This window comes from Mesorhizobium sp. ZC-5 (assembly GCF_025753855.1).
Classification (GTDB): Bacteria; Pseudomonadota; Alphaproteobacteria; order Rhizobiales; family Rhizobiaceae; genus Neomesorhizobium.
This window is the reverse complement of sequence record NZ_JAOWPT010000004.1, coordinates 109,816-132,202: the sequence shown is the minus strand read 5'-3', so window position 1 is coordinate 132,202 and position 22,387 is coordinate 109,816. Positions and strand designations below refer to the sequence as shown.

The 22,387-nt window shown below is 63.5% G+C and carries 19 protein-coding genes; 11 read left to right on the top strand and 8 right to left on the bottom strand.

From position 1 onward, the window contains the following. Positions 1 to 223: 223 nt before the first annotated feature. From OHD58_RS12795 to OHD58_RS12765, 7 genes are all read left to right on the top strand, one after another. On the top strand, positions 224 to 1,534 hold the full coding sequence (locus tag OHD58_RS12795) for an extracellular solute-binding protein (RefSeq protein ID WP_263803738.1): 1,311 nt from the start codon (positions 224 to 226) through the stop codon (positions 1,532 to 1,534). A gap of 69 nt (positions 1,535 to 1,603) precedes the next feature. Continuing rightward, a complete protein-coding gene (locus tag OHD58_RS12790; protein WP_263803737.1) occupies positions 1,604 to 2,509 on the top strand; it encodes a carbohydrate ABC transporter permease in 906 nt (301 codons plus the stop codon). Between the two features lies 1 nt (position 2,510). Continuing rightward, the gene (locus OHD58_RS12785) at positions 2,511 to 3,470 is read left to right on the top strand and encodes a carbohydrate ABC transporter permease (RefSeq protein WP_263803736.1); all 960 of its coding nucleotides are present in this window, start codon (positions 2,511 to 2,513) and stop codon (positions 3,468 to 3,470) included. Further along, positions 3,467 to 3,709, top strand: coding sequence for a hypothetical protein (locus OHD58_RS12780; RefSeq protein ID WP_263803735.1), 243 nt, complete (start codon positions 3,467 to 3,469; stop codon positions 3,707 to 3,709). Before OHD58_RS12785 ends, OHD58_RS12780 begins: the two co-directional genes overlap by 4 nt. Next, positions 3,706 to 4,815 carry an ABC transporter ATP-binding protein gene (locus tag OHD58_RS12775; RefSeq protein ID WP_263803734.1) on the top strand — a complete coding sequence of 370 codons (1,110 nt, stop codon included), beginning with the start codon at positions 3,706 to 3,708 and terminating at the stop codon, positions 4,813 to 4,815. The genes OHD58_RS12780 and OHD58_RS12775 overlap by 4 nt, the downstream gene beginning before the upstream one ends. A 235-nt stretch (positions 4,816 to 5,050) precedes the next feature. Beyond that, positions 5,051 to 6,127: an ABC transporter ATP-binding protein gene (locus OHD58_RS12770; RefSeq protein WP_263803733.1), complete on the top strand. Its 1,077-nt coding sequence runs from the start codon at positions 5,051 to 5,053 to the stop codon at positions 6,125 to 6,127. 254 nt (positions 6,128 to 6,381) lie between these two features. Continuing rightward, positions 6,382 to 8,799: an EAL domain-containing protein gene (locus OHD58_RS12765; protein WP_263803732.1), complete on the top strand. Its 2,418-nt coding sequence runs from the start codon at positions 6,382 to 6,384 to the stop codon at positions 8,797 to 8,799. Positions 8,800 to 8,834: 35 nt separating this feature from the next. Here OHD58_RS12765 and OHD58_RS12760 read toward each other — a convergent pair whose 3' ends face one another. Next, positions 8,835 to 9,584, bottom strand: a complete 750-nt coding sequence (locus OHD58_RS12760; protein WP_263803731.1) for a DUF4336 domain-containing protein — start codon at positions 9,582 to 9,584, stop codon at positions 8,835 to 8,837. Positions 9,585 to 9,655: 71 nt separating this feature from the next. On the opposite strand from OHD58_RS12760, the gene OHD58_RS12755 reads away from it, so the two are divergent. Beyond that, positions 9,656 to 10,954, top strand: coding sequence for an amidase (locus tag OHD58_RS12755; RefSeq protein WP_263803730.1), 1,299 nt, complete (start codon positions 9,656 to 9,658; stop codon positions 10,952 to 10,954). A gap of 7 nt (positions 10,955 to 10,961) precedes the next feature. On the opposite strand, the gene OHD58_RS12750 is transcribed toward OHD58_RS12755, so the two are convergent. The 5 genes from OHD58_RS12750 to OHD58_RS12730 all read right to left on the bottom strand — a co-directional run bounded on the left by OHD58_RS12750 (position 10,962) and on the right by OHD58_RS12730 (position 15,211). Then, a complete protein-coding gene (locus OHD58_RS12750; RefSeq protein ID WP_263803729.1) occupies positions 10,962 to 11,348 on the bottom strand; it encodes a hypothetical protein in 387 nt (128 codons plus the stop codon). Between the two features lie 42 nt (positions 11,349 to 11,390). Further along, the gene (locus OHD58_RS12745; RefSeq protein ID WP_263803728.1) at positions 11,391 to 12,380 is read right to left on the bottom strand and encodes a hydroxyacid dehydrogenase; all 990 of its coding nucleotides are present in this window, start codon (positions 12,378 to 12,380) and stop codon (positions 11,391 to 11,393) included. Next, the gene (locus OHD58_RS12740) at positions 12,373 to 13,086 is read right to left on the bottom strand and encodes a FadR/GntR family transcriptional regulator (protein ID WP_263803727.1); all 714 of its coding nucleotides are present in this window, start codon (positions 13,084 to 13,086) and stop codon (positions 12,373 to 12,375) included. Before OHD58_RS12740 ends, OHD58_RS12745 begins: the two co-directional genes overlap by 8 nt. Continuing rightward, entirely contained in the window at positions 13,083 to 14,255 is a 1,173-nt protein-coding gene (locus tag OHD58_RS12735; RefSeq protein WP_263803726.1) for a mandelate racemase/muconate lactonizing enzyme family protein, read from the bottom strand. Before OHD58_RS12735 ends, OHD58_RS12740 begins: the two co-directional genes overlap by 4 nt. Positions 14,256 to 14,323: 68 nt before the next feature. After that, a complete protein-coding gene (locus tag OHD58_RS12730) occupies positions 14,324 to 15,211 on the bottom strand; it encodes a sugar phosphate isomerase/epimerase family protein (protein ID WP_263803725.1) in 888 nt (295 codons plus the stop codon). A gap of 611 nt (positions 15,212 to 15,822) precedes the next feature. Here OHD58_RS12730 and OHD58_RS12725 point away from each other — a divergent pair. Next, a complete protein-coding gene (locus tag OHD58_RS12725; protein ID WP_263803724.1) occupies positions 15,823 to 16,506 on the top strand; it encodes a response regulator in 684 nt (227 codons plus the stop codon). Between the two features lie 102 nt (positions 16,507 to 16,608). Here OHD58_RS12725 and OHD58_RS12720 read toward each other — a convergent pair whose 3' ends face one another. Together OHD58_RS12720 and OHD58_RS12715 are read right to left on the bottom strand one after the other, a co-directional pair. Continuing rightward, positions 16,609 to 17,946: a hybrid sensor histidine kinase/response regulator gene (locus tag OHD58_RS12720; protein WP_263803723.1), complete on the bottom strand. Its 1,338-nt coding sequence runs from the start codon at positions 17,944 to 17,946 to the stop codon at positions 16,609 to 16,611. A 12-nt stretch (positions 17,947 to 17,958) separates the two neighbouring features. Further along, positions 17,959 to 19,146, bottom strand: coding sequence for an FIST signal transduction protein (locus OHD58_RS12715; protein ID WP_263803721.1), 1,188 nt, complete (start codon positions 19,144 to 19,146; stop codon positions 17,959 to 17,961). 257 nt (positions 19,147 to 19,403) lie between these two features. On the opposite strand from OHD58_RS12715, the gene OHD58_RS12710 reads away from it, so the two are divergent. Together OHD58_RS12710 and OHD58_RS12705 are read left to right on the top strand one after the other, a co-directional pair. Further along, positions 19,404 to 19,904 (top strand): (2Fe-2S)-binding protein, encoded by a 501-nt coding sequence (locus tag OHD58_RS12710; protein WP_263803720.1) that lies wholly within the window; start codon positions 19,404 to 19,406, stop codon positions 19,902 to 19,904. Between the two features lie 116 nt (positions 19,905 to 20,020). Next, a complete protein-coding gene (locus OHD58_RS12705; protein ID WP_263803719.1) occupies positions 20,021 to 22,375 on the top strand; it encodes a xanthine dehydrogenase family protein molybdopterin-binding subunit in 2,355 nt (784 codons plus the stop codon). Positions 22,376 to 22,387 lie beyond the last annotated feature (12 nt).

The window sequence follows — 22,387 nt, the reverse complement described above, 5'->3', positions numbered from 1 at the left end:
AGCTTGACCCGAATTGCGGATTGGTACTACCAGATTGAGAGGCTTTGAATTGCGGCCAGGACTGGCGACATAGACGCCCGGTTCATGAAAAATCGCCCCGGATTGCAGGGAGGAGACCAGCACCCGGGACGATCGGAAGACCTGCGCAAGCAGGGTGTCATCAGGCGGAAAGCTTGGTCCGTGTGATGAACGGAAATGACGCGCAAACAGGGAGGAACTGATAATGCGCAAGAAACTTACCGGCTGGCTTGCCGGCATAGGCCTGTCGCTTGCTTATTCGACATCGGCTTTCGCGCAGGAACTCACCATATTCTGGGCGGAATGGGATCCGGCCAATTATCTGCAGGAACTCGTCAACGAGTACGAGAAGGAAACCGGCGTCAAGGTGACGGTCGAGACGACGCCCTGGTCGGATTTCCAGACCAAGGCGTTCACCGAATTCAACGCCAAGGGCAGCGCCTATGACATGGTCGTCGGCGATAGCCAATGGATCGGCGCGGCGTCCGAAGCCGGCCACTATGTCGACCTGACCGAGTTCTTCAACAAGCACAAACTCAACGAAGTCATGGCGCCGGCGACGGTCAAGTACTACGCCGAGTACCCATCCGCTTCGGGCAAGTACTGGTCGATCCCGGCCGAAGGCGATGCGGTCGGCTGGTCCTATCGCAAGGACTGGTTCGAAGACCCCAAGGAGATGGAAGCGTTCAAGGCCAAGTATGGTTACGATCTGGCGCCTCCGAAGGACTGGAAGGCGCTTCGCGACATCGCGGAATTCTTCCACCGCCCGGACGAGAAGCGTTACGGCATCGCCATCTACACCGACAACTCCTACGACGCGCTGGTGATGGGCGTCGAGAATGCCATCTTCTCATTCGGCGGCGAACTCGGCGACTACGCGACCTACAAGGTCGACGGCATCATCAATTCGGACAAGAACGTCGCCGCGCTGGAAGCCTACAAGGAACTCTACAAGTTCACGCCTCCGGGCTGGGCAAAGACGTTCTTTGCCGAAGACAATCAGGCCATCACCGAAGGCCTGGCTGCGATGAGCATGAACTACTTTGCCTTCTTCCCGGCTCTGGTGAACGAAGCGTCCAACCCGCACGCCAAGAACACGGGCTTCTTCGCCAACCCTCCAGGTCCTGGCGGCGAACAGTTCGCGGCGCTCGGCGGGCAGGGCATTTCCGTGGTCTCCTATTCGGAAAACCAGGAAGAAGCGATGAAGTTCCTGGAATGGTTCATCAAGGACGAGACCCAGAAGCGTTGGGCCGAACTCGGTGGCTATACGGCAAGCGCCAAGGTGCTTGAATCGCCGGAATTCCAGAATGCAACGCCCTACAACAAGGCCTTCTACGAGACCATGTTCAAGGTGAAGGACTTCTGGGCAACGCCGGAATATGCCGAACTGCTGATCCAGATGAACCAGCGCGTGTACCCTTACATCACGGGTGACCAGGGCACCGCAAAGGAAGTGCTCGACGCACTCGCCGCGGACTGGAACGCCACGTTCAAGAAGTACAACCGGGTTAAATAAATCCGGAAGTTACGGAGGGGGCGGCTCGCCCCCTCCGTTTTCATTTCCGCTTTTCGCGAGGACGACGTTTTGGCGACCGCAGTCATGACCCGGCTTGATCCGAAATCGCGCTCCGCGGCCCGCGGCATGAGCGATCTCACGATCCGCAACCTCTTCATCATCCCGACGATCGTGTTCCTGATCGTCTTCAACATTTTTCCGCTGATCTACTCGCTGGGCTACTCGTTCACCGATTTCCGCGCGTCGACCAACGCGCCGGCCAATTTCGTCGGCCTCGCCAACTACCGGTCGTTGCTCAACGACCCGTTCATATGGTCGAATTTCGCCATCACCGCCAAATACGTCATCGTTTCGGTGTCCGGCCAGGTTCTGGTCGGCTTCGGCGTCGCGATGCTCTTGAACCGCGACATCCCCTTCAAGGGCTTGATCACGACACTCCTGCTTTTGCCGATGATGCTGTCGATGGCGGTGGTCGGCCTGTTCTGGAAGCTTCTCTACGACCCGTCCTTCGGCATCATCAACTACGCGCTCGGCCTCGGCAATTTCGAGTGGCTCTCCAATGCCAACATGGCGCTTTATGCGGTGGCGATCACCGACATCTGGATGTGGTCGCCATTCGTCATGCTGCTCTCTCTGGCTGGTCTTTCAGCGGTGCCGAAGCATCTCTACGAGGCGGCCGCCATCGACCGTGCCGGCCCGTTCTACACCTTCTTCCGCATCACGCTGCCGCTAGTCGCGCCGATCCTGATGATCGCGATCATCTTCCGCACCATGGAAGCCTTCAAGACCTTCGACCTCGCCTATATCCTGACCAGCCAGCCGACCACCGAGGTCATCTCGATCCGGCTTTACAAGATGGCGTTCCAGGAATGGCAGACCGGCATGTCCTGCGCGCTTGCCTACATCGTCCTGATCATGGTGCTCGCCATCACCAACATATACGTCAAATACCTGAACAAGGTGAAGGAGCGCTAGAATGGCCGCTGTCACCACCACCGCCGAACGATCGCTCAACAAGTTCGCCATCGTCGGCGTGCTGATCGTCACGATGATCTTCCTGGCGCCGATCTACTGGATCGCCTCGACGGCGTTCAAGCCGCGCAATCTCGCCACCACCATCCCGCCGACGGTGATGTTCACGCCGGAAATCTCGCCCTTCGTGAAGCTGTTCACCAAGCGCTCGCAGTTGCGCACGGCGCCGACGCCGGAAGAATACGCCGCCGCCCCGTGGTGGGAACGGCTGGTGTTCGACGGCGGCGAGAAGGTCGTGCGCTCGGGCAGGGGCGAGGTGCAGTGGTCGGGCTATCCGAACCGCTTCATGAATTCGCTGATCGTGGCGATCACCTCGACGATCCTCGCCGTCGGCATGGGCACCTTCACCGCCTACGGATTTTCGCGCTTCAAGATGAAGGGGGAGCAGGACCTGCTCTTCTTCATCCTGTCGACGCGCATGCTGCCGCCCGTGGTGGTGGCGATCCCGATGTTCCTGATGTACCGCGCCGTCGGCCTCAATGACACGCATTGGGGCCTGATCATCCTCTACACCGCCTTCAATCTCAGCTTCTCCGTGTGGCTGATGAAGGGCTTCATGGACGAGATACCGAAGGAATACGAGGAGGCGGCGCTCGTCGACGGCTATACCCGCATGCAGGCCTTCTTCAAGGTGGTGCTGCCGGAAGCCGCCACCGGCATCGCCGCGACGGCGGTGTTCTGCTTCATCACGGCGTGGAACGAGTATGCGTTCGCGTTGATCATGACCAACCGCCGCGCCCAGACCGCGCCGCCATTCATCCCGAGCCAGGTCGGTTCGGGCCTGCCCGACTGGACCGTCATCGCCGCCGGAACCTTCCTGTTCCTGCTGCCGGTCGCCATCTTCACCTTCCTGTTGCGCAACCATCTCCTGCGCGGCATGTCGTTCGGAGCGATCCGCAAATGATCAGCAGCGCAAGACTACAGCGTATTGCGGAGGTCGTGATGGTGCTCGGCATCGTCGCGCTCTGCCAGCCGTGGAACTTCTTCCTGCACCGCTACGGGGTGACCATCATCATCGTCGGGCTTTTGACCTTCATGTTCACCGGCTGGTTCGGCAAGCCGGATGGAAAGAAGGACGAAAACGACGGCGTCTTCGACGTCTCCGACCACCATGATGGCCGCCGGCATGGGGGACATTCGTGACCCAGATCGAGCTTCGTGGCGTTCAGAAGTTCTTCGGCGCCGTCCAGGTCATCAAGGACCTCAATCTCACCATCGCCGACAACGAGTTCATCGTGCTGCTCGGCCAGTCCGGCTGCGGCAAGACGACGACGTTGCGCGCCATCGCCGGGCTGGAGACCATCGACGAAGGCGACATCCTGATCGACGGCGAGCCGGTCCAGCACCTGAAGGCGGCCCACCGCGACATCGCCATGGTGTTCCAGTCCTTCTCGCTTTATCCGCATATGAGCGTCTACGAGAACATCGCCTTTCCGCTGCGCGCCACGCGCAAGAGCAAGGCCGAGATCGACGGCGAGGTGCGTTCCGTCGCCAAGGTGCTGCAGATCGGCAACCTGCTCGACAAGAAACCGTCGGCGCTGTCGGGCGGCGACATGCAGCGCGTGGCGATCGGCCGGGCGCTGGTGCGGCGGCCGAAGGCGATGCTTATGGACGAGCCGATCGGCGCGCTCGACGCCAAGCTGCGCGAGGAGATGCGCGCCGAGATCAAGCGGCTGCACGTCAAGCAGGGCTCGACCACCATCTACGTCACCCACGACCAGATCGAGGCGATGAGCCTCGCCGACCGCATCGTCATCATGCACGAGGGCGTGCTTCAGCAGGTCGGCAGCCCGTCGGATGTCTACACCCGCCCGGCCAACCTGTTTGTCGCGCAATTCGTCGGTTCGCCGGTGATGAACGTCGCCAACGCGGCGGTTGCCATGAACGGCTCCGGCGCCAGGGTCACCGTCGACGGGGCGGCGGAAGGGTTCCGTTTCCCGGCCGAACTGGTTGGCCAACTCGACGCCGCCAAGGCGCAGCAGGGCCGCCTGGCGCTTGGCATCCGTCCGGAGGGGGTGCTTGTCTCCAAGGCGGCGGCGGACGGCTACCTGCCGGTCGAGGCCCATATCATCGAGCCGCTGGGCTCCTACGACATCGTCGACCTGAAGGTCGGCGGGCAAATGCTGCGCGCTCGCACCCGTTCCGGCTTCGTCGGAAAGCCGGGCGACCAGGTCTTTGCCAGGCTCGACCCTGCGCAGGCGCATTTCTTCGACACGGCAAGCGGCAATTCGCTGGGGGTACGACTGTGATCTTTCAGCGTTTGCGCTCCGTCCAGCACCCCTCATCCGCCTTCACTTCGTTCAGGCACCTTCTCCCACAAGGGGAGAAGGTGGGCTCTCGCGATCCCGATCCTGCCAATCACTTGGGTCGGCGATTGGCAGTGGCGTTCATGCCAGACTTTACCTTCTCCCCTTGTGGGAGAAGGTGGCCGAGCGAAGCGAGGTCGGATGAGGGGTGTTCCAGCTTGGCGCCGAGGATCGGATAATGGCCCACATCCAGCTGAAAAACATCACCAAGAAGTTCGGCGCCCACACGGCGCTGAGGAACCTCGATCTCGACATCGCCGACGGCGAGTTCTTCGTCCTTTTGGGCGAAACCGGCGCCGGCAAGACGACGACGCTGCGCCTCATCGCCGGTCTCGAAAAGCCGGACGAGGGGCAGATCTTCATCGACGGCGCCGACGTTGCCGACTGGGGTGCTGCCGAGCGCGACGTGGCGCTGGTCTTGCAGCAATACTCGCTCTATCCGCGCTATACGGTGCGCGAAAACCTGGAATTCCCGCTGAAGCCGAAGATCCGCCGCATCGAGCCGGACGAGATCAAGGCGCGCGTCGACCGGGTGGCGAAGACCCTGCGCATCGAGCACCTGCTCGACCGCAAGACCGACAAGCTCTCCGGCGGCGAGATGCAGCGCGTCTCGATCGGCCGGGCGATCGTCAGGAAACCGCGCGTCTTCCTGATGGACGAGCCGCTGTCGGCGCTCGACGCCAAGCTGCGCGAGGCGCTGCGCACCGAGCTCAAGAACATCCAGATGAATCTCGGCCAGACCTTCCTGTTCGTCACCCACGACCAGATCGAGGCGATGTCGATGGGCGACAAGGTCGGCGTGCTCAACCACGGCCGCCTGATACAGACCGGCACGCCGCACGAGATCTACAACAATCCACGCGACACGTTCGTGGCAAGCTTCGTCGGCTCGCCGCCGATGAACCTGCTCGAAGGCAAGCTCGTCTCCGGCCGCGCGGTGATGGCGCCGCTCAATTTCGAACTGCCCTACAAGGCAGGCGCCGCCGGCACCGACGGACGCGCGCTGACCTTCGGCATCCGCCCGGAGGATGTGGTCATCGAGCAGGGCGCGCCGGTCGAGGCGCGCGTCCACGACGTGGAGAACCACGGCGTCGAGAAGATCCTGACGCTGCGGGTCGGCGACGCGACGCTGCGCGCCACCGTGCCTGCGCAGACGTCCGTCGCCATTGAGGACGCCGTGCGTTTCGCCTGGAACGAAAGCAAGGTCGTGCTGTTCGACCAGGGCACCGGCGTCAGCCTGCGGCACGCCGGCTGATTTTCCGGTCGGAGCAAACGTCGCGGTCATCTCCGTTAGTTGTGAGCGATACGGGGCTTTTCCGGTCGCGCCTGCACATTTTCAGCGCCTGAGGCTCGCCCTTGGTAGCTGCACGTCGCTACACGTTTTCCGTGTTATGCCTTAGCTAATACAATTTTGTTTTCATTGCTTTAGTGCGTCACTCTTAAAGTATTTTTCAAATTTTGAGCGTATATTTTCCCCGGGTGGATGTCGTGTCGGCATAGGGGAGTTGCATGCTCAAGGTTTACACCTGCATCGTGGCCGAGCATGATTTGCGCTTGGTCGCGCTGGCGGCGCTGATCTGCGCCATGGCTTCCTTCGCCGCCGTCAATCTCCTCCACCACGTCAACCTCAGCGGACATGCGATGCGGCGGATCTGGCTTGCGGTTGCCGCGGTCGCGACGGGCTTCGGCATATGGGCCACCCACTTCATCGCCATGCTGGCGTTTCAGCCGGCCCTGCCGAGCGGCTACAACATCGCCCTGACGACCGTGTCGCTGCTCGCCGCGATTGTGTTGACCGGGGTTGGCCTGGCCATCGGCGCTTCGTCGCGTATGCGGTACGGACGCTGGGTCGGCGGCATGATCATCGGAGGCGGTATTGCCGTCATGCATTACACGGGCATGGCCGCGTTCGAGATTGCGGGCCGCATCGTCTGGGACCTGCCTCTGGTCGCCGCCTCGATCGCTCTTGGCGGGCTGTTCGGTGCTGCCGCGCTGCCGGTCGCACTTCATGCCAACACGTTCAAATGGAAGGCGTACGGCGCCCTCATTCTGACGATTGCGATCTGCAGCCACCATTTCACCGCTATGGGAGCCGCCGCCATCGTGCCGGATCCGCGCGTCGTCGTTTCCGCGGCGGCGCTGCCGAAGGAATGGATGGCGATCGGCGTGGCGCTCGTCTCGACGGCGATCATCCTGCTGGCCGGGATCGGCCTAGTGCTGGACCTGCGCGATCTTCGCCGCGCCGGGGAGACGGCACGGATGCAGGACATGGCCGATGCGGCGGTCGAGGGACTGGTCGTCTACAACAAGACCGAAATCGTGGCAGCCAATCACAGCTTCGTCGCGCTTGCCTGTGTCGACGGCTCGCAGCCGGTCGGCCATTCACTCGCCTTCTTCTTTCCCGCAGCGCTCGAAGATCAGCTCATGGATGCCGCGCTGCGGCCGCTGGAGGTCGAGCTTCGCGCGACCGATGGCAGCATGATCCCGGTGGAGTTGATCCGGCACGACATCATGTATGCTGGTAAGCCGCATCAGGTCATTGCCGTGCGCGATATAAGGGGCCGCAAGCAGGCCGAGGAGGAGATTCATTTCCTCGCCCATCACGACCCCCTGACCAAACTGCCGAACCGCACGAGTTTCAACAAAAGGCTGGAGGTCGAATTCGCGGCACATCGCAACAGCGACCGCTGCGTGGCGGTGCTCTTCCTCGACCTTGACCGTTTCAAGGAGACCAACGACCTCTTCGGGCATCTCGTCGGAGATGCTGTGCTCCAGTGTGTCGCCGAGAAGATCAGGGGCGTCCTCAAGCCCGATCAGATGGTGGCCCGGCTGGGTGGCGACGAGTTCGCCGTCATCGTTCCCGGCCTGCCGAGCCCGGCCTACGCGACGCGCGCCACCGATGCCATTCTGGAAGCTTTCGGCGAGACCGGCGTGAACCTGCCTGCCGGCGTCACCATCGGGACCAGCATCGGCATCGCGGTATTCCCGAACGACGCACTGGACCGTGCGACCTTGCTCAGCCACGCGGACGCTGCGCTGTACGAGGCCAAGATCGAAGGCCGTGGCGGCTACCGTTTCTTCGAACCTTCGATGGGCGACCACCTGCGTGACCGGCGCCAGTTCGAGCACGACATCCGCCATGCGATCTCACGCAACGAGTTGCGGCTGGTCTATCAGCCGCAGGCCGACATTCAATCCAACGAGATTTTCGGCTTCGAGGCGCTGCTTCGTTGGGATCACGCGACCCGCGGCGCCATCCCGCCGTCTGTTTTCATTCCGATCGCCGAAGAGTGCGGCGCCATACTGAAGATCGGGGAGTGGGTGTTGCGGGCCGCCTGCGCGGAGGCGGCGACCTGGAAAAAACAGCTAGGGGTCAGCATCAATGTTTCGGCGGTACAGCTTCATGGTGGGAATCTGCCGGAACTGGTCGAGGAAGTGCTGAAGGAAACCGGACTCGATCCGTCCCGGCTTGAGCTGGAGATTACGGAATCGTCGCTCATCAAGGATATCGGACGCGCCCTCATGGTGCTGCGCAAGCTCAAGGACCTCGGTGTCCAGATCGCAATGGACGATTTCGGCACCGGCTATTCGTCGCTATCGAACCTGCGCGCATTTCCCTTCGACAAGATCAAGGTCGACCAGTCGCTCGTCCGCGCGGTCGATACCAGCAGCGAGGCGGCCGCCATCATGCGCGCCGTTGTCGGGCTGGCCCGGGGGCTGAACCTTCCGGTGCTTGCGGAAGGTGTCGAAACGGATGCGGAACTCAGTTTCCTGCGCGCGGAAGCCTGTGACGCCATGCAGGGTTATCTGCTCGGCAAGCCTTTGCCGATAGCCGATTTCGCACAGCATACGCGCGGTGGCACGACAGCCACGCCCAAACGAACAGGCAAGCGCGAGTTGCGCATGGTCAAGACCAACGCGGCCTGACGGCAATCGCGGCAATTCCAACGCGGCGCCGGATTTCAGTCCAGCAGCCAGCGAAATGCCCTGCGTAGTTCCCGCGCACCGTCCTTCGCATACCAGCGGCCGTGAGCGATGATGATGCGATCGGGATTCCAGGCGATCATCTTTTCCACCGCAGCCCGCAACTCAGACCTTTGTTTTGCGAACGTGTAGCGCATGTCGCGCGGCATCTGGCCGTTCGGATCCTGCACGCCGCCCAGCCTGGTCAGCCAGAGAAGCCAGATCGAGCCAAGTTTGCGCGGTTCGAAATTCTCGATGAAATCGGTGAGAACGAGCGTGCGGCTGGCGCGGTGCAGGAATTCGACCTCCGTCATATAGCTGCCGACGACTGGAAGCGTGGCGATCTCAGCGTCCCAGGGGTAGCCATTGTCGCGGTCGAGGATGAGCGTGTTGAAGTCGATGTGATCTCCCGCCTGTTCCCGTATGCGGGGAGCGAGATAGACCTCGGCGCCGGGGTAGGCCTTGTGCCATTCCGGTATCCACCAGTAATGGATGCGATTCGGGCCGACGATCCAGCGCGGGGTGCCTATCCTGCCGATCTCCGCTTGGAGATCGGAGGTGAGCGGGGTCGGCGAATGGATGAAAAGATCATCGCCGCCGAGGCGGATGATCGTCATCCGCGTTGAAAAGGGCATTTTCGGCCAGGGCATTCCGAAGCGGGTGACCGGACCGTCGACGATCCAGAGGTTTTCCGTCACCGGTTTCAGTGTGTTGATCGGTGGATAGATGAGGTTTGTTTCGGATGACATGACACGGCCGGTCGTTGTTGGGTTATGTCTTGCCAGACAAATCTCGCTTGGAAACAAAAGACAAGGTTGTCATGACATCCATCCGCGACCGCCTCGAAGACATCCTCGTGCGCCTCGAAGCCGATACCGGAGAGGGGCGCGTCTTCACCAGACTCTACCCGCAGGCCGCAAGGGCCGCCGCCGATGCCGCGGATGCACGCGCCAGGGCCGGACTGTCGCTCGGGCCGCTCGACGGAAAGGTCGTCTCGATCAAGGATCTGTTCGACGTCGCCGGCGAGCCGACGCTCGCCGGTTCGATCATCCGCCGCGATGCGCCGCCGGCGGCTGAAGACGCCGTGATCGTGCGGCGGCTGCGCCAGGCCGGCGCCATCATCCCCGGCAAGACGGCGATGACCGAATTCGCCTTCTCGGCGGTCGGCACCAATCCGCATTACGGCACGCCGCCCAACGCCGCCGATCCGGCGCGCATTCCAGGCGGCTCGTCGTCCGGGGCAGGGGTGTCTGCGGCAGACGGCACTTGCGACATCGCTATCGGCTCCGACACCGGCGGTTCGATCCGCATCCCCGCCGCCCTCAACGGTGTCGTCGGTTTCAAGCCGACCGCACGGCGCGTGCCGCTGACCGGCTGTTTCCCGCTCTCATCGTCACTCGATTCGGTCGGCCCGCTGGCCCGTTCGGTCGCCGATTGCGCCGCCACTGATGCGGTGATGGCGGCGGAGGCGTTTTCGCCGTTGCTGCCGCTGCCGCTCGCCGGGTTGCGGATCGGCATCCCGCGAGGCCGGTCGCTGGAAGAACTCGAACCGGCCGTTGCGGAGGTATTCGACCGGAGCCTGAAGGCGCTTGAGGCCGCCGGCGCGCGGCTCGCCGACCACGCAATCGACGATCTGGTCGCCGAAATGAACGCGGCGACCAAGGCAGGTTCGCTCGCCGGCATTGAGGCTGCCGAAATCCATGCCGGCTGGCTGGCCGACGCGGAAAAGGTCGCCGCCGTCGACCCGCATGTCTCGGTGCCGCTGACACGCCGGCTCGCCGTTACCGCCGCGCATTACATCCGGCTGATCCGTACGCGCCGCGAACTTGCTGTCCGCATGGACGAAAGGCTGCTGCCGGTCGACGTACTGGCGCTGCCGACAGTGCCGATGCTGGCGCCGTTGATCGCGCCGCATCTTACCGACGAAGCGCTGTGGACCCGCACCGACGGCATGCTCTTACGCAACCCGCAGGTCGCCAACCAGTTCGACCTGACGTCGATCTCGTTGCCGATGCCTGGAGCGTCGTTGCCGGCCGGCCTGATGCTGTTTGCCAGAAACGGCGAAGACCGCCGTCTGCTGCGCATTGCGGCGGCGGTGGAGGCGGTTCTCAGGCGGTGAACGCGGATCAGCGCGCGAAGCAGTGCTTCCGCTCGCTTTCCCTGGCGTCGCGCTCGATGCCGGCAGCGACGAGATAGGGCAGTTTGTACTCCTTGCCGGTGATCGTCCTGGTTCGGACTTCCATGCTGCCTCGGACCACCACGCGTCCCGAATAAAGCGCCTCGGCAAGATCCGGCGCATCCCGGTCGCCGGGAGGCAGCCGCTCCGCATCGATCGTCACGCCCTTGATGACCTCGCCGGTCGAAACGTCCAGCGCGCTGTTCGACGGGCAGGGCGCCTTCACGCAGCGCAGGCCGTTGTCGCAGTAGACGTAGCTGCTGCTGGCGGCGCTGGCCGCAGCGGGACTGGCCAAAAGCACCAGGACAACAAGGAAACAACGTTGCAGGCGGGACATGAGTGCAACCTTGCCGTCAATTGGGGCGAAGCTGCGGCGTGGTCAGGCGGCCGGCGCAAACCTTTGCCGGTACCGCTCCACGACTTCCGGATTGCGCAAATTGACCGGCAACTCGCCGGCGAGCACCCGCAGCGTTTCCTCCACCGCGCCGACGCCCATGCGCATCATGCTTTCCTCGGTGATGCCAGCCATGTGCGGCGTCACCACGACGTTGTCGAAGCCGAAATAGGGATGCTCCAGCGGCAGCGGCTGGGTGGCGAAAACGTCGAGCGCGGCGCCGCCGATCCTGTTGTCGCGCAGTGCTGCGATCAGCGCATCGTCGTCGATGATTGGGCCGCGTGCGACATTGACGATCACCGCCGCCGGCTTCATCAGCGCGATGCGGCGCGCATCGATCATGCCGCGCGTTTCGGGTGTCAGGGGGCAGCAGATGGCGACGATGTCGCTCTCGGCCATCAATTCGTCGAGCGTGCGGAACGCAATTCCGGCCAGCAGGCTGCCGGCGTTGCGGCTGGTGGCGACGACGGTCAGGCCAAAACCGTCCCGGGCGATCGTCGCGACGTTGCGGCCGATGTTGCCCATGCCGATGACGCCGATGGTCTTGCCGGAAAGTTCGCTGGTGTGGACGGAGTGCTCGCGGCCGGCCAGCCAGCCGCGCTGCCTGAGATCGCGGTCGATGACACGAAAACGGCGCAGCACGGCCATCGCGCCGAACAGCACATGCTCGGCCACGGTGCGGGCGTTGACGCCCGGCACGTTGGCGACCAGCACGCCGGCCTCGGTCGCCGCCTCCATCGGAATCCAGTCGAGCCCGGCGCCGTGCCGCACGGCCATCTTCAGCCGGCGCTGCGCGGCGAAAACCTCCGGCGGCATTGGCGCGCGCACGATGACGACATCGGCGTCGCGGCATTCCCTGGTCAGGGTGTCGGTATCGAGCGCCGAGGCGACCACCAGGTCGCCGACGCCGTCCAGCATGGCGCGCGCACGCGGATGCAGCACGTGCGTCGAAACAATCCTCGTGCGTTCAGGCATTCTGCAGGTCCGCCTCAGCGCTGCCGGTCTCGCCGCTGATGAGGCCCTTCCAGTAGCTTTCGGCGCCCTGCAAATGGGCGCTCATCAGTGCCTGGGCGAGGTTGCCGTCGCGGCGCAGCAGCGCATCGAAGATCTGAAGGTGTTCCATGTGTGATCTCCGGCCGCGCTCCGGGTCGGAGAAATAGACGGGCAGGCGGCCTTCGCCAAGCACATAATATGCCGTGCATATCTGGTGGAACATGGTGTTCTTGGTGGCGCGGACGATCTCCAGGTGGAAATCGCGATCCTCCTGGGAGATGGGCTGGCCGGTGGCGATCTTTTCTTCCGATTGCGTCAGGATCTCGCGCAGCCGCTCGTAATTCTCTTCCGTCGCCCGGCCGCAGGCGAGTTCGGCGGCCTTGATCTCGTGGATCTTGCGGATCTCGACGATCTCGTAGATGCGCACCGGGTCGAGCGGCAGCCCCGCCCTGGCAAACAGCGCCAGCGCCTCGACGCTTGCCTCGCGGGTGGTCAGGTAGATGCCGGATTTCGCCCGCCGCTCGACGATGCGCATGGCTTCGAGGATCGCCAGCGCCTCGCGGATCTGGCCGCGGCTTACCGCGAAACGCTCGGCCAGTTCGCGCTCCGAGGGCGTGCGCCCGGTCTCGGTATCCGAGAACGAGAACAGGTAGGATGCCAGCTCGGCCAGCAGGTTCTTCTCAGTCATTGGTCGGTCAGCGCATGAGCCTCGAGGAATCTTTCCGAGACGGTGATGCCAAGACCAGGTCCGTCGGGAATCGCAATCATACCGTCTTTCAGGTCGATCGTCTCTTCGATGAGGTCATGCAGCATCGGATTTGCGCCGAGCGAATATTCGATGATGAAACTCGAGGCGGACGCCGCCGCGACATGCAGGCCGGCGAAGAACGCCGGCGCGCCCGCCCAGAGATGCGGCGCGAGCCTCAGGTTGAAGGCGGAGGCGATAGCTGCGATCTTCGTCGCTTCGCTGATGCCGCCGCAGAAACCGAGGTCGGGCTGGAAGATGTCGGCCGCGCGCATCACCGCGAGATCGCGGAAGGCAAAGCGCGTCGCCTCGCTCTCGCCGGCGGCGATCGGGATGTTGCAGGCGGCGCGCAGTTCGGCCATGCCGGCCTTGTCGTCGGCAATCACCGGCTCCTCGAACCAGGCGAGGTCGCAATCGGCGACGAGATGGGCGAAACGCTTCGCGTCGGCCACCGTGTAGGTGCCGTGCGCATCCACCATCAGGCCGATTTCGGGTCCGAGTGCTTCGCGCGCGGCCTTGACGCGCACCGCCGAGGCCTGCGGCGTGCCGTCCATGGCGCCGACCCGCATCTTGACCGCCTTGAAGCCGCCCTCGGCGATATAGGATTGCAGCTGGTCGCCTATCTTGTCGGCCGGTGCCCAGCCGCCCGAGGCGTAGGCCGGCATGCGTTTGGCCTTGCGGCCGCCAAGCAGCTGCCAGACCGGAACCCCGAGCGATTTGCCCAGAATATCCCAAAGCGCAATGTCGACGGCGCTGATCGCGGCCACCGTCAGGCCGCGGCGGGCAAGCTGCGGCATCGCATGGCCGGAGGCGGCAGCGCTTTGATGCCGCACGCCGTTGTAGAGCATTTCCCAGATCGCGTTGATGTCGCGCGCATCGCGGCCGATCAGCAGCGGCGCGATCTCGCGGTTGATGAGGTGCACCAGCGCGCCATAGGTGCCGGCGCTGCCCGCCGCGTTCTTTCCCTCGCCCCAGCCGACGATGCCGTCGGACGTCTCGATGCGCAGGATCGCCGCGTCGAACGTCGACACCTGGCCGAAGTCGCTCCTGTGCTGTCGGCCGGTCTCGATCGGCACGCGCACCCACCAGGCCTGCACCCGGCTGATGCGCATCGCCTCTCCGGGCCGTTCCGCCACCGCAGCAGTGAGGGAATGATCGTCGGAAAGCAGCAATGGCGCACCTACTTGATGAGCGGCAGGATGGTTTCGGCCGTGATGCGCATCTGGTCGGCGTAAAACGCCTCGGTGAGCAGGCTGGAGCCGTGATCCTGGATGAATTTCAGCTGTTCCGGCGGAATGTCGACCGGATTGCGCTCGACCATGGTGGGGTACTTGTTGGCCGGGGTGCGGTCGACGGGTGCCACGAATTCGTTGGTCACGGCGCCGTCGTAGCCGATCTCCTTCAGCGTGCCGATGATCTTCGGCCAGTCGAGCTGGCCGAGGCCCGCGGCAAAGCGGTTGTTGTCGGCGACGTGGAAGTCGAACAGGCGTTTTCCCGCCAGCCGGATCGCCTCGTACATGTCCTCCTCCTCGATGTTGAGGTGGAAGGCGTCGAGGCAGACGCCGCATTCGGGGCTGACCGCATCGGCCAGCGCCAGCGCCTGCGCGGCGCGGTTGAAGAAATAGGTTTCGAAGCGGTTCAGCGGTTCGACGGCAATGCGCACGCCGACCTTCTTGGCGTGGGTGAAGCATTCCCTGGTCGCGTCGACCACCCACTTCCACTCTTCCTCTTCGGTGCCGTCCGGCACCACCTTGCCAACGGTCGCCGGCACCAGCGTGATGATCTCGCCGTCGAGTTCGCTCACCATGGTGAGCACGCTCTTGACGTAGTCGACGGAGCGGGCGCGCTGCCCTTCGTCCTTGGCGGCGAGGTTGCGTTCGCCAAGCGTCAGCGTCACCGCACCCCAGCAGCGGATGCCATGCTCCTTCAGGAGCGCGCGGGTGTCCTTGATGTTGTACTGCGTCGGCTCGCCCGAAATCTCGATCGATTCGTAGCCGTATTTCTTGATCCGGGCCAGGGTGGTGGCCAGCGGTTCAGCGCGCATCCAGTTGTGCGTCGAAAGGTGCATGTGCTTGCTCTCCAGAATTCACCTGCCATGCGCGTGCCGGTACGGTGCGGCACGCACGCTCCTCCCTAAAGGCGTTCCAGCTGTTCGACCATCTGGTTCTACCAATTAGGTTTGTTTCGGGTTCTAACGTATTTCAATCATGGCGGCAAGGAGCCGGTGGCTGTGCTGAGAAAACAAACCTACTTCATTGTTTTTGTTGCATTTAACAAAGGAAAACGGCCGGCGCGGGTTGTCTCTGCCATCTAAGATTGTACTTGACCAGATTGCAGGATTTGGTAATACCAGACGAGAACCTGATTTCTGCCGAAGCGGAATCTGGCATCTGCCGCCTGGGGGGCACGGCGGCGCAACGGCGGGTCGATGGCGTCGGGGGGCGTCATCGACCTTGCTGTCTCCGGCGCAAGGGTGTGTCTGGAAGCTCAATCTCCTGGTAACATTGTCAGATGATGCTGGTCTGAGCCGTCAGCCGGTGTACTATTTGCCAATAATGGATGTCGGGATGCTCCGGTAATCTGCGCCGACCGGCTAAAGCCGGTCTCGACGCAGGCAGGCGTCGCGAAATCAGCAGGCGGCGACAGAACCGCCCGGGAGAAGAAACGGCAGGTCACAGGATGAGCGCAGCTAATGAGGCCGCCCGCTTTCTGATCATCGACGATCATCCGCTGTTCCGCGAGGCGTTGCACAGCGCCGTTCAGATGACCTATCCGGATGCCGATACGGTCGAGGCGCGCACCGTCACCGAGGCGCTGGAACTGCTCGAAGGCCCGACGCCGTTCGATCTCGCGCTGCTCGATCTCAACATTCCCGGTGTCCAGGGGTTCGAGGGCTTGCTGCAACTGCGCACCCGCTACCCGCGGCTGCCGATCGTGGTGGTTTCCGGGCATGAGGAGCCGAAGATCATTTCGGAGGCGTTGTCGTACGGTGCAGCCGGTTTCATTCCGAAATCGGTGCGCAAGGCCGATCTCGCCGACGCGATCCGCTCGGTGATGGAAGGCGCCATCCATGTGCCTGTCAACTACGGCGGGCAGGCCCCGGATGCCGAGAGCGCCGACCGTGCCGAAATGGTTCGCCGCCTGGCGACGCTGACGCCGCAGCAGTTGCGCGTCCTGCAGATGCTGCGTCAGGGCCTGCTCAACAAGCAGATCGCCTACGAGTTGCAGGTCGGCGAGACCACCGTCAAGGCGCACGTCTCGGAGATATTGCGCAAGCTCAACGTCTACAGCCGCACCCAGGCCGTCATCGAGGTGTCGAAGCTGGATAATGCGGAACTGTTTCGGGAGCAGGCGGGATTTTGAAGAAGCGAATAGTGAATAGTGAATAGTGAGTAGTGAGTAGTGAAAATGGGGGCAGACCCTTCCTATTCACTACTCACTACTCACTATTCACTATTCCCTCTTTCACGCCAACAAATGCGCCAGCAGCGCGCGCAGCTGCGCCGGCTTCACCGGTTTGCGCATCAGTTCGATGCCGCCGCTGCGCGCCGTGCGCGACAATGTTTCGGATGCGTCGGCGGTGATCAGCAGCGCCGGCACCTGCCGCTGCAGGTAGTCGCGCGCCTCGACGATCGTCGTGGTGCCGAGATCGCCATGATCGAGGTGCTGGTCGGCGATGATGACGTCCGGCACCCAGCCGGTGTCGCCAAGCGCGTCGATGGCATCGTCCGTCGAAGTCGCAGCCCTGACGTCGCAGCGCCAGCGTTCGAGCAGGAGCTTCATGGCCTCCAGGACGGCATCGTCGTTCTCGATCAGCAGCACCTTGGTGCCGAACAGGCCATAGCCGCGAGGTTTCTCGGGCTCGTTCGACGCGGCGACAAGCTCGGCATGGGCGCCGAAAGCCAGCGGCACGTCGATGTGGAAGACCGTGCCGCGGCCAAGCACGGAGGAGAAGTCGACACGGTGGCCGAGCGCGTCGACCATGCGGCGCACGATCGCAAGGCCGAGGCCCAGCCCGCCGGCAAGATCGCTGTCGGCGGTAACGGTGCCGCGGTGGAATTCCTCGAACACGGCCAGGCGCTGGTCGTTGGGGATGCCGCTGCCGGTATCGACGACGTCGATCCTGAGTACCGTCCCGCGATAACGCATGCCGACAAGCACGCCGCCGGTCTTGGTATAGCGGATGGCGTTGGAGATGATGTTCTGCAGGATGCGCCGCAACAGGGTGCGGTCGGATCGGACGACCGCATGGGTCGGCCGGAACCGCAGTTTCAGTCCCTTGTTTGCGGCCCATGGCTGGAAGTCGGATTTCAGCGATGAAAACAGCGGCTCGAGCGGCACGTCGCCGACTTCCGGCTGCACCACGCCGGCGTCCAGCTTGGAAATGTCGAGCAAGGTGCGCAGCAGGTCTTCCATCGTCTCCAGCGAGCGCTCGACCTGGCGGACCAGTTTTCGGCCTTCCTCGCCGGTCTGCAGTTCGGCAAGCGCCGAGATCGACAGGTGCGCGGCGTTGAGCGGCTGCAGCACGTCGTGGCTGGCCGCCGCCAGGAACCTGGTCTTGGAAAGGTTCGCCTGTTCGGCATTCTCCTTGGCGGCAACGAGCTCGAGGTTCGACTGTTCGAGATGGCGCAGCGTGGCGCGCAGTTCCTCGGTGCGGGTGCGAACGCGGGTTTCCAGGTTGATCGCCGTCTGGAACAGCGAAAAGGCGTTGCCCTGCTGTTCCATCGAGCGTTCGACGCGCGACACCAGCGCCTCGTTGATGCGGCGCAGCTTGTCGATGTCTTCGATCGGGCGAATGGGCATTCGGGCGCGTGCTTATTCGGCTGCCGCGGGCAGGACCGATTCCTTCGGCCGGCGGCCGAAGGCGATGCCGGTAAGTGTCTGGTTGAGATGCATCGACTGGTATTGTTCGCCGAACGTGCCGAAGCCGATGACGTGGTGCTGCTGGTAGAGTTCCGACATCTTGCGGATCACCTGGCGGTTTTCCGCGTCGACCCGCCTGTAGGCGCAGTCGAAGCCGAACACCATGTCGATGCCGCCCAGCCGCTCCTCGATTTCCTCGAATTTCGTGCGCGTGGTTTCGACCATGCCGCGCGCTTCGGCGAGCGTCAGCACGACGCCATCGTCGATGGCGCAGGCAAACACCAGCGAGCCGTCGTCGAGAATGCCGCGCACCGCCCGGCAATAGAATTCGCCGCCGACCTTGACCACCACCGGATGCGAGGCAAAGCCGTTCTGGGTCAGTTCGGCGATGTTCTTGCCTACGGCGGAGGCATATTCCAGCGCCGCCGCACTGGCATTGAGTTCCGACACCGTGCGCTTATCGGGGTCGGATGCGGTGACCACGAACTTCGCGTCGGTCGGAATGAAGTTGTCGGTCTTGAAGATGCTGAACGGCACATCGGTCGAGACCAGCATGATGATGGCGGTGCCGTCGGAAACCTTGCCGTCCGATATCAGCACGGTGTGCTCGAATTTGAGATCGTCGCCGGCCGAGCCGCCGATCAGCGGGATGTCGTCCAGCGCCCAATGCAGCGCGGCGGTGATCTTTTCCTCGGCGAACGACATGCCGTCGATCAGGCACATGGCGAATCGTTCCTGGCCGGTCTTGCCGCGTGTATTCTCGGCCAGTTGCCGGCGCAACCGGTCGACCTCCTCAACGATGGTGTCCATGCCCGCGGCGGTGATGTTCTCGATCGTCGCCGCGGCCACGGTGAAGTTCTTGGCCGGCAGCAGTATGGCCATCGCATGGCCTTCGCCGATGCCTTCCGGCGTGATTTCCCCCGATGTCGAGCAGCCGACCACTTCGAGGCCGGGCGCATGCTTCAGCATTGCCGCGTTGAGCAGATGCGCGTCGAATGTCTGCATGGAGAAGAAAAGATAGGCGAAACCCGCACCGGCGCGGCGGGCCTCGTCGGCGATTTTGACGGCAAACGCCTCCGCGTCCGCCTCCGACGACGTCAGCACGGTTATACCGCAGGCATATTCGGCACGCGAATACACGGGCTTTCGGCGCTCCTTGATGCTTCATCCGTCCAGCGCTCTGCGTCGCCGGTTCGGTGCATCATCTTCGTCAAATTCGCTTTTTGCAATCTTGATGTCTGACGGCGTTCGGTCGAAAGTACAATATACCGGGAAATGGGGCGGCAGCATTCTGCCGGTCATTCTCGGGAGGCGTCTCGCGGAGGCTTGTCATGGCCGCCCGGACCGAGCAGAAAAACCAGCCGGCAGCGCTCCGGCACGTGGTGGGAGGAGGGATCATGTCCGATGTATCTTTGACGGTGAACGGGCGGAAGGTGAAGGGCTCGGTCGAGGACCGCACGCTTCTGGTGCACTTCCTGCGCGAGCATGTCGGCCTGACCGGTACGCATGTCGGCTGTGACACCTCGCAATGCGGTGCCTGCGTCGTGCATGTCGACGGCAAGGCGGTGAAATCCTGCTCCATGCTCGCCGCCCAGGCCTCCGGCTCGACCGTGGTGACCATCGAAGGCCTCGCCAACGGTGCCGAGCTGCATCCGGTGCAGGCCGCGTTCAAGGAACATCACGGGCTCCAGTGCGGCTTCTGCACGCCGGGCATGATCATGTCGGCCACCGATATGATCCGGCGCCATCCGGAAGGCCTCGACGAGGCGACCGTGCGCGCCGAGCTCGAAGGCAACATCTGCCGCTGCACCGGTTATCACAACATCGTCAAGGCGATCCTTGCCGCATCGCAGACGATGTCGAAGAGTTCAAAGGGCAAGGCGAAGAAAGCCGCCTAACGGCAGTAGGCAATCGGGAATTGGGAGCAGCGGCACTGTAGTCGGATTGTCACGTTTCACTATCAACGACTGCCGACTGCCTACTGCCTACTGCCCTGCAAGGGAGGAAATAACCCATGGGAATCGAAGGCATCGGCGCCCGCGTGGCGCGCAAGGAGGACAAGCGCTTCATCACCGGCGGCGGCCGCTATGTCGACGACATGGTGGTGCCCGGCATGAAGCATGCGGCTTTCGTCAGGAGCCCGCACGCCCACGCCGACATCAAGAAGATCGACGTCAAAAAGGCTGAGGGTATGCCGGGCGTCATCGGCGTCTTGACCGGCAAGCAGCTCAAGGCCGATGGCATCGGCAATCTCATCTGCGGCTGGATGATCCATTCCAAGGACGGCACCCCGATGAAGATGGGCGCCTGGTCGCCGCTGGCGGTCGACCGCGTCCGTTACGTCGGCGACGCCGTCGTCATCGTGGTCGCCGACACCAAGGGCGAGGCGCGCGATGCCGCCGAGGCCGTGGAGATCACCTACAAGGAACGCAAGGCGGTCATCGACGCGGTCGAGGCGTTGAAGGGCAGTGCCCCGCAGCTGCATCCCGAAGCCGAGGGCAACCTGATCTTCGACTGGGACATCGGCAACCCGCCGGAGACCGAAGCCGCCTTCAAGGCCGCCGCCCATGTCGTCAAGATGGACATCGTCAACAACCGGCTGGTGCCCAACGCGATGGAGCCGCGCGCAGCGCTCGGCCATTACGACAAGGCGGAAGACCACTACACCTGCTGGACCACCTCGCAGAACCCGCATGTCGCGCGCCTCGTGATGAGCGCCTTCTACAATGTCGCGCCGGAAAACAAGCTGCGCGTCATCGCGCCGGATGTCGGCGGCGGCTTCGGCTCCAAGATCTTCATCTATCCGGAAGAGATCATCTGCCTGTGGGCGTCCAAGCGGACCGGCGTGCCGGTCAAATGGGTGGGCGACCGGACCGAGAGCTTCCTCACCGACGCGCACGGCCGCGATCACCATACGCATGCCGAAATGGCTTTCGACAAGGATCACAGGATCCTCGGCCTCAAGGTCGAGACCAAGGCCAATCTCGGCGCCTACATGTCGCTGTTCTCGTCGTCGGTGCCGACCTATCTCTACGCGACGCTGCTGTCGGGCCAATACAACATCCCGGCGATCCACGCCAATGTGAAGGCGATCTACACCAACACGGCACCCGTCGACGCCTATCGCGGGGCAGGGCGCCCGGAAGCCACCTTCGTCATGGAACGCATGATGGAGACGTCGGCGCGCCAGCTCGGCGTCTCGCCGGCGGAGCTTCGCCGCAAGAACTTCGTCACCCAGTTCCCGCACCAGACGCCGGTCATCATGTGCTACGACGCCGGCGACTACGCGGCGTCGCTCGATGCTGCGATGAAGGAGGCCGACTATGCCGGCTTCGCCAAGCGCAAGGCGGCGGCCGCCAAGAAGGGCCTGCTGCGCGGCATCGGCATGAGCTGCTACATCGAGGCCTGCGGCATCGCGCCGTCGGCGGCGGTGGGCAGCCTCGGAGCGGGTGTCGGCCTGTGGGAATCGGCCGAGGTGCGGGTCAACGCCGTCGGCACCGTTGAGGTGCTGACCGGCTCGCACAGCCACGGCCAGGGCCACGAGACCACCTTCGCGCAGCTGGTCAACGAACGCTTCGGCCTGCCGCTCGACCAGATATCGATCGTCCATGGCGACACCGACAAGGTGCAGATGGGCATGGGCACCTACGGGTCGCGCTCCGGCGCGGTCGGCATGTCGGCCATCGTCAAGGCGCTCGACAAGGTCGAGGCCAAGGCCAAGAAGATCGCCGCGCACCTGCTCGAGGCCGACGAAGGCGACATCGTCATAGAGAACGGCGCGCTGAAGGTTGCCGGCACCGACAAGAACGTGCCGTGGTTCCAGATGGCGCTTGCCTCCTACACCGCGCACAACCTGCCGGCCGGCATGGAGCCGGGATTGAAGGAGACCGCCTTCTACGACCCGACCAACTTCACCTTCCCGGCCGGCTGCTACATCTGCGAGGTCGAGATCGATCCCGACACCGGCAAGACCGAGATCGTGCAGTTCGTCGCCGCCGACGATTTCGGCAACATCATCAACCCGATGATCGTCGAGGGCCAGGTGCATGGCGGTATTGCCCAAGGGGTCGGGCAGGCGCTTTTGGAAGGCGCCCACTACGACGCCGAAAGCGGGCAACTGCTGACCGCGAGCTTCATGGACTACACGATGCCGCGCGCCGACGACCTGCCGTCGTTCCAGGTATCGACCTCGAACACGCCGTGCCCGGGCAATCCGCTCGGCATGAAGGGCTGCGGCGAGGCCGGCGCCATCGGCTCGCCGCCGGCGGTCATCAACGCCATCACCGACGCCATCGGCAACAATGACCTTGCCATGCCGGCGACACCGCAGACTGTGTGGGCTGCGATCCGCGCGGCAACGAAGCACTGAAGGGGACAACAA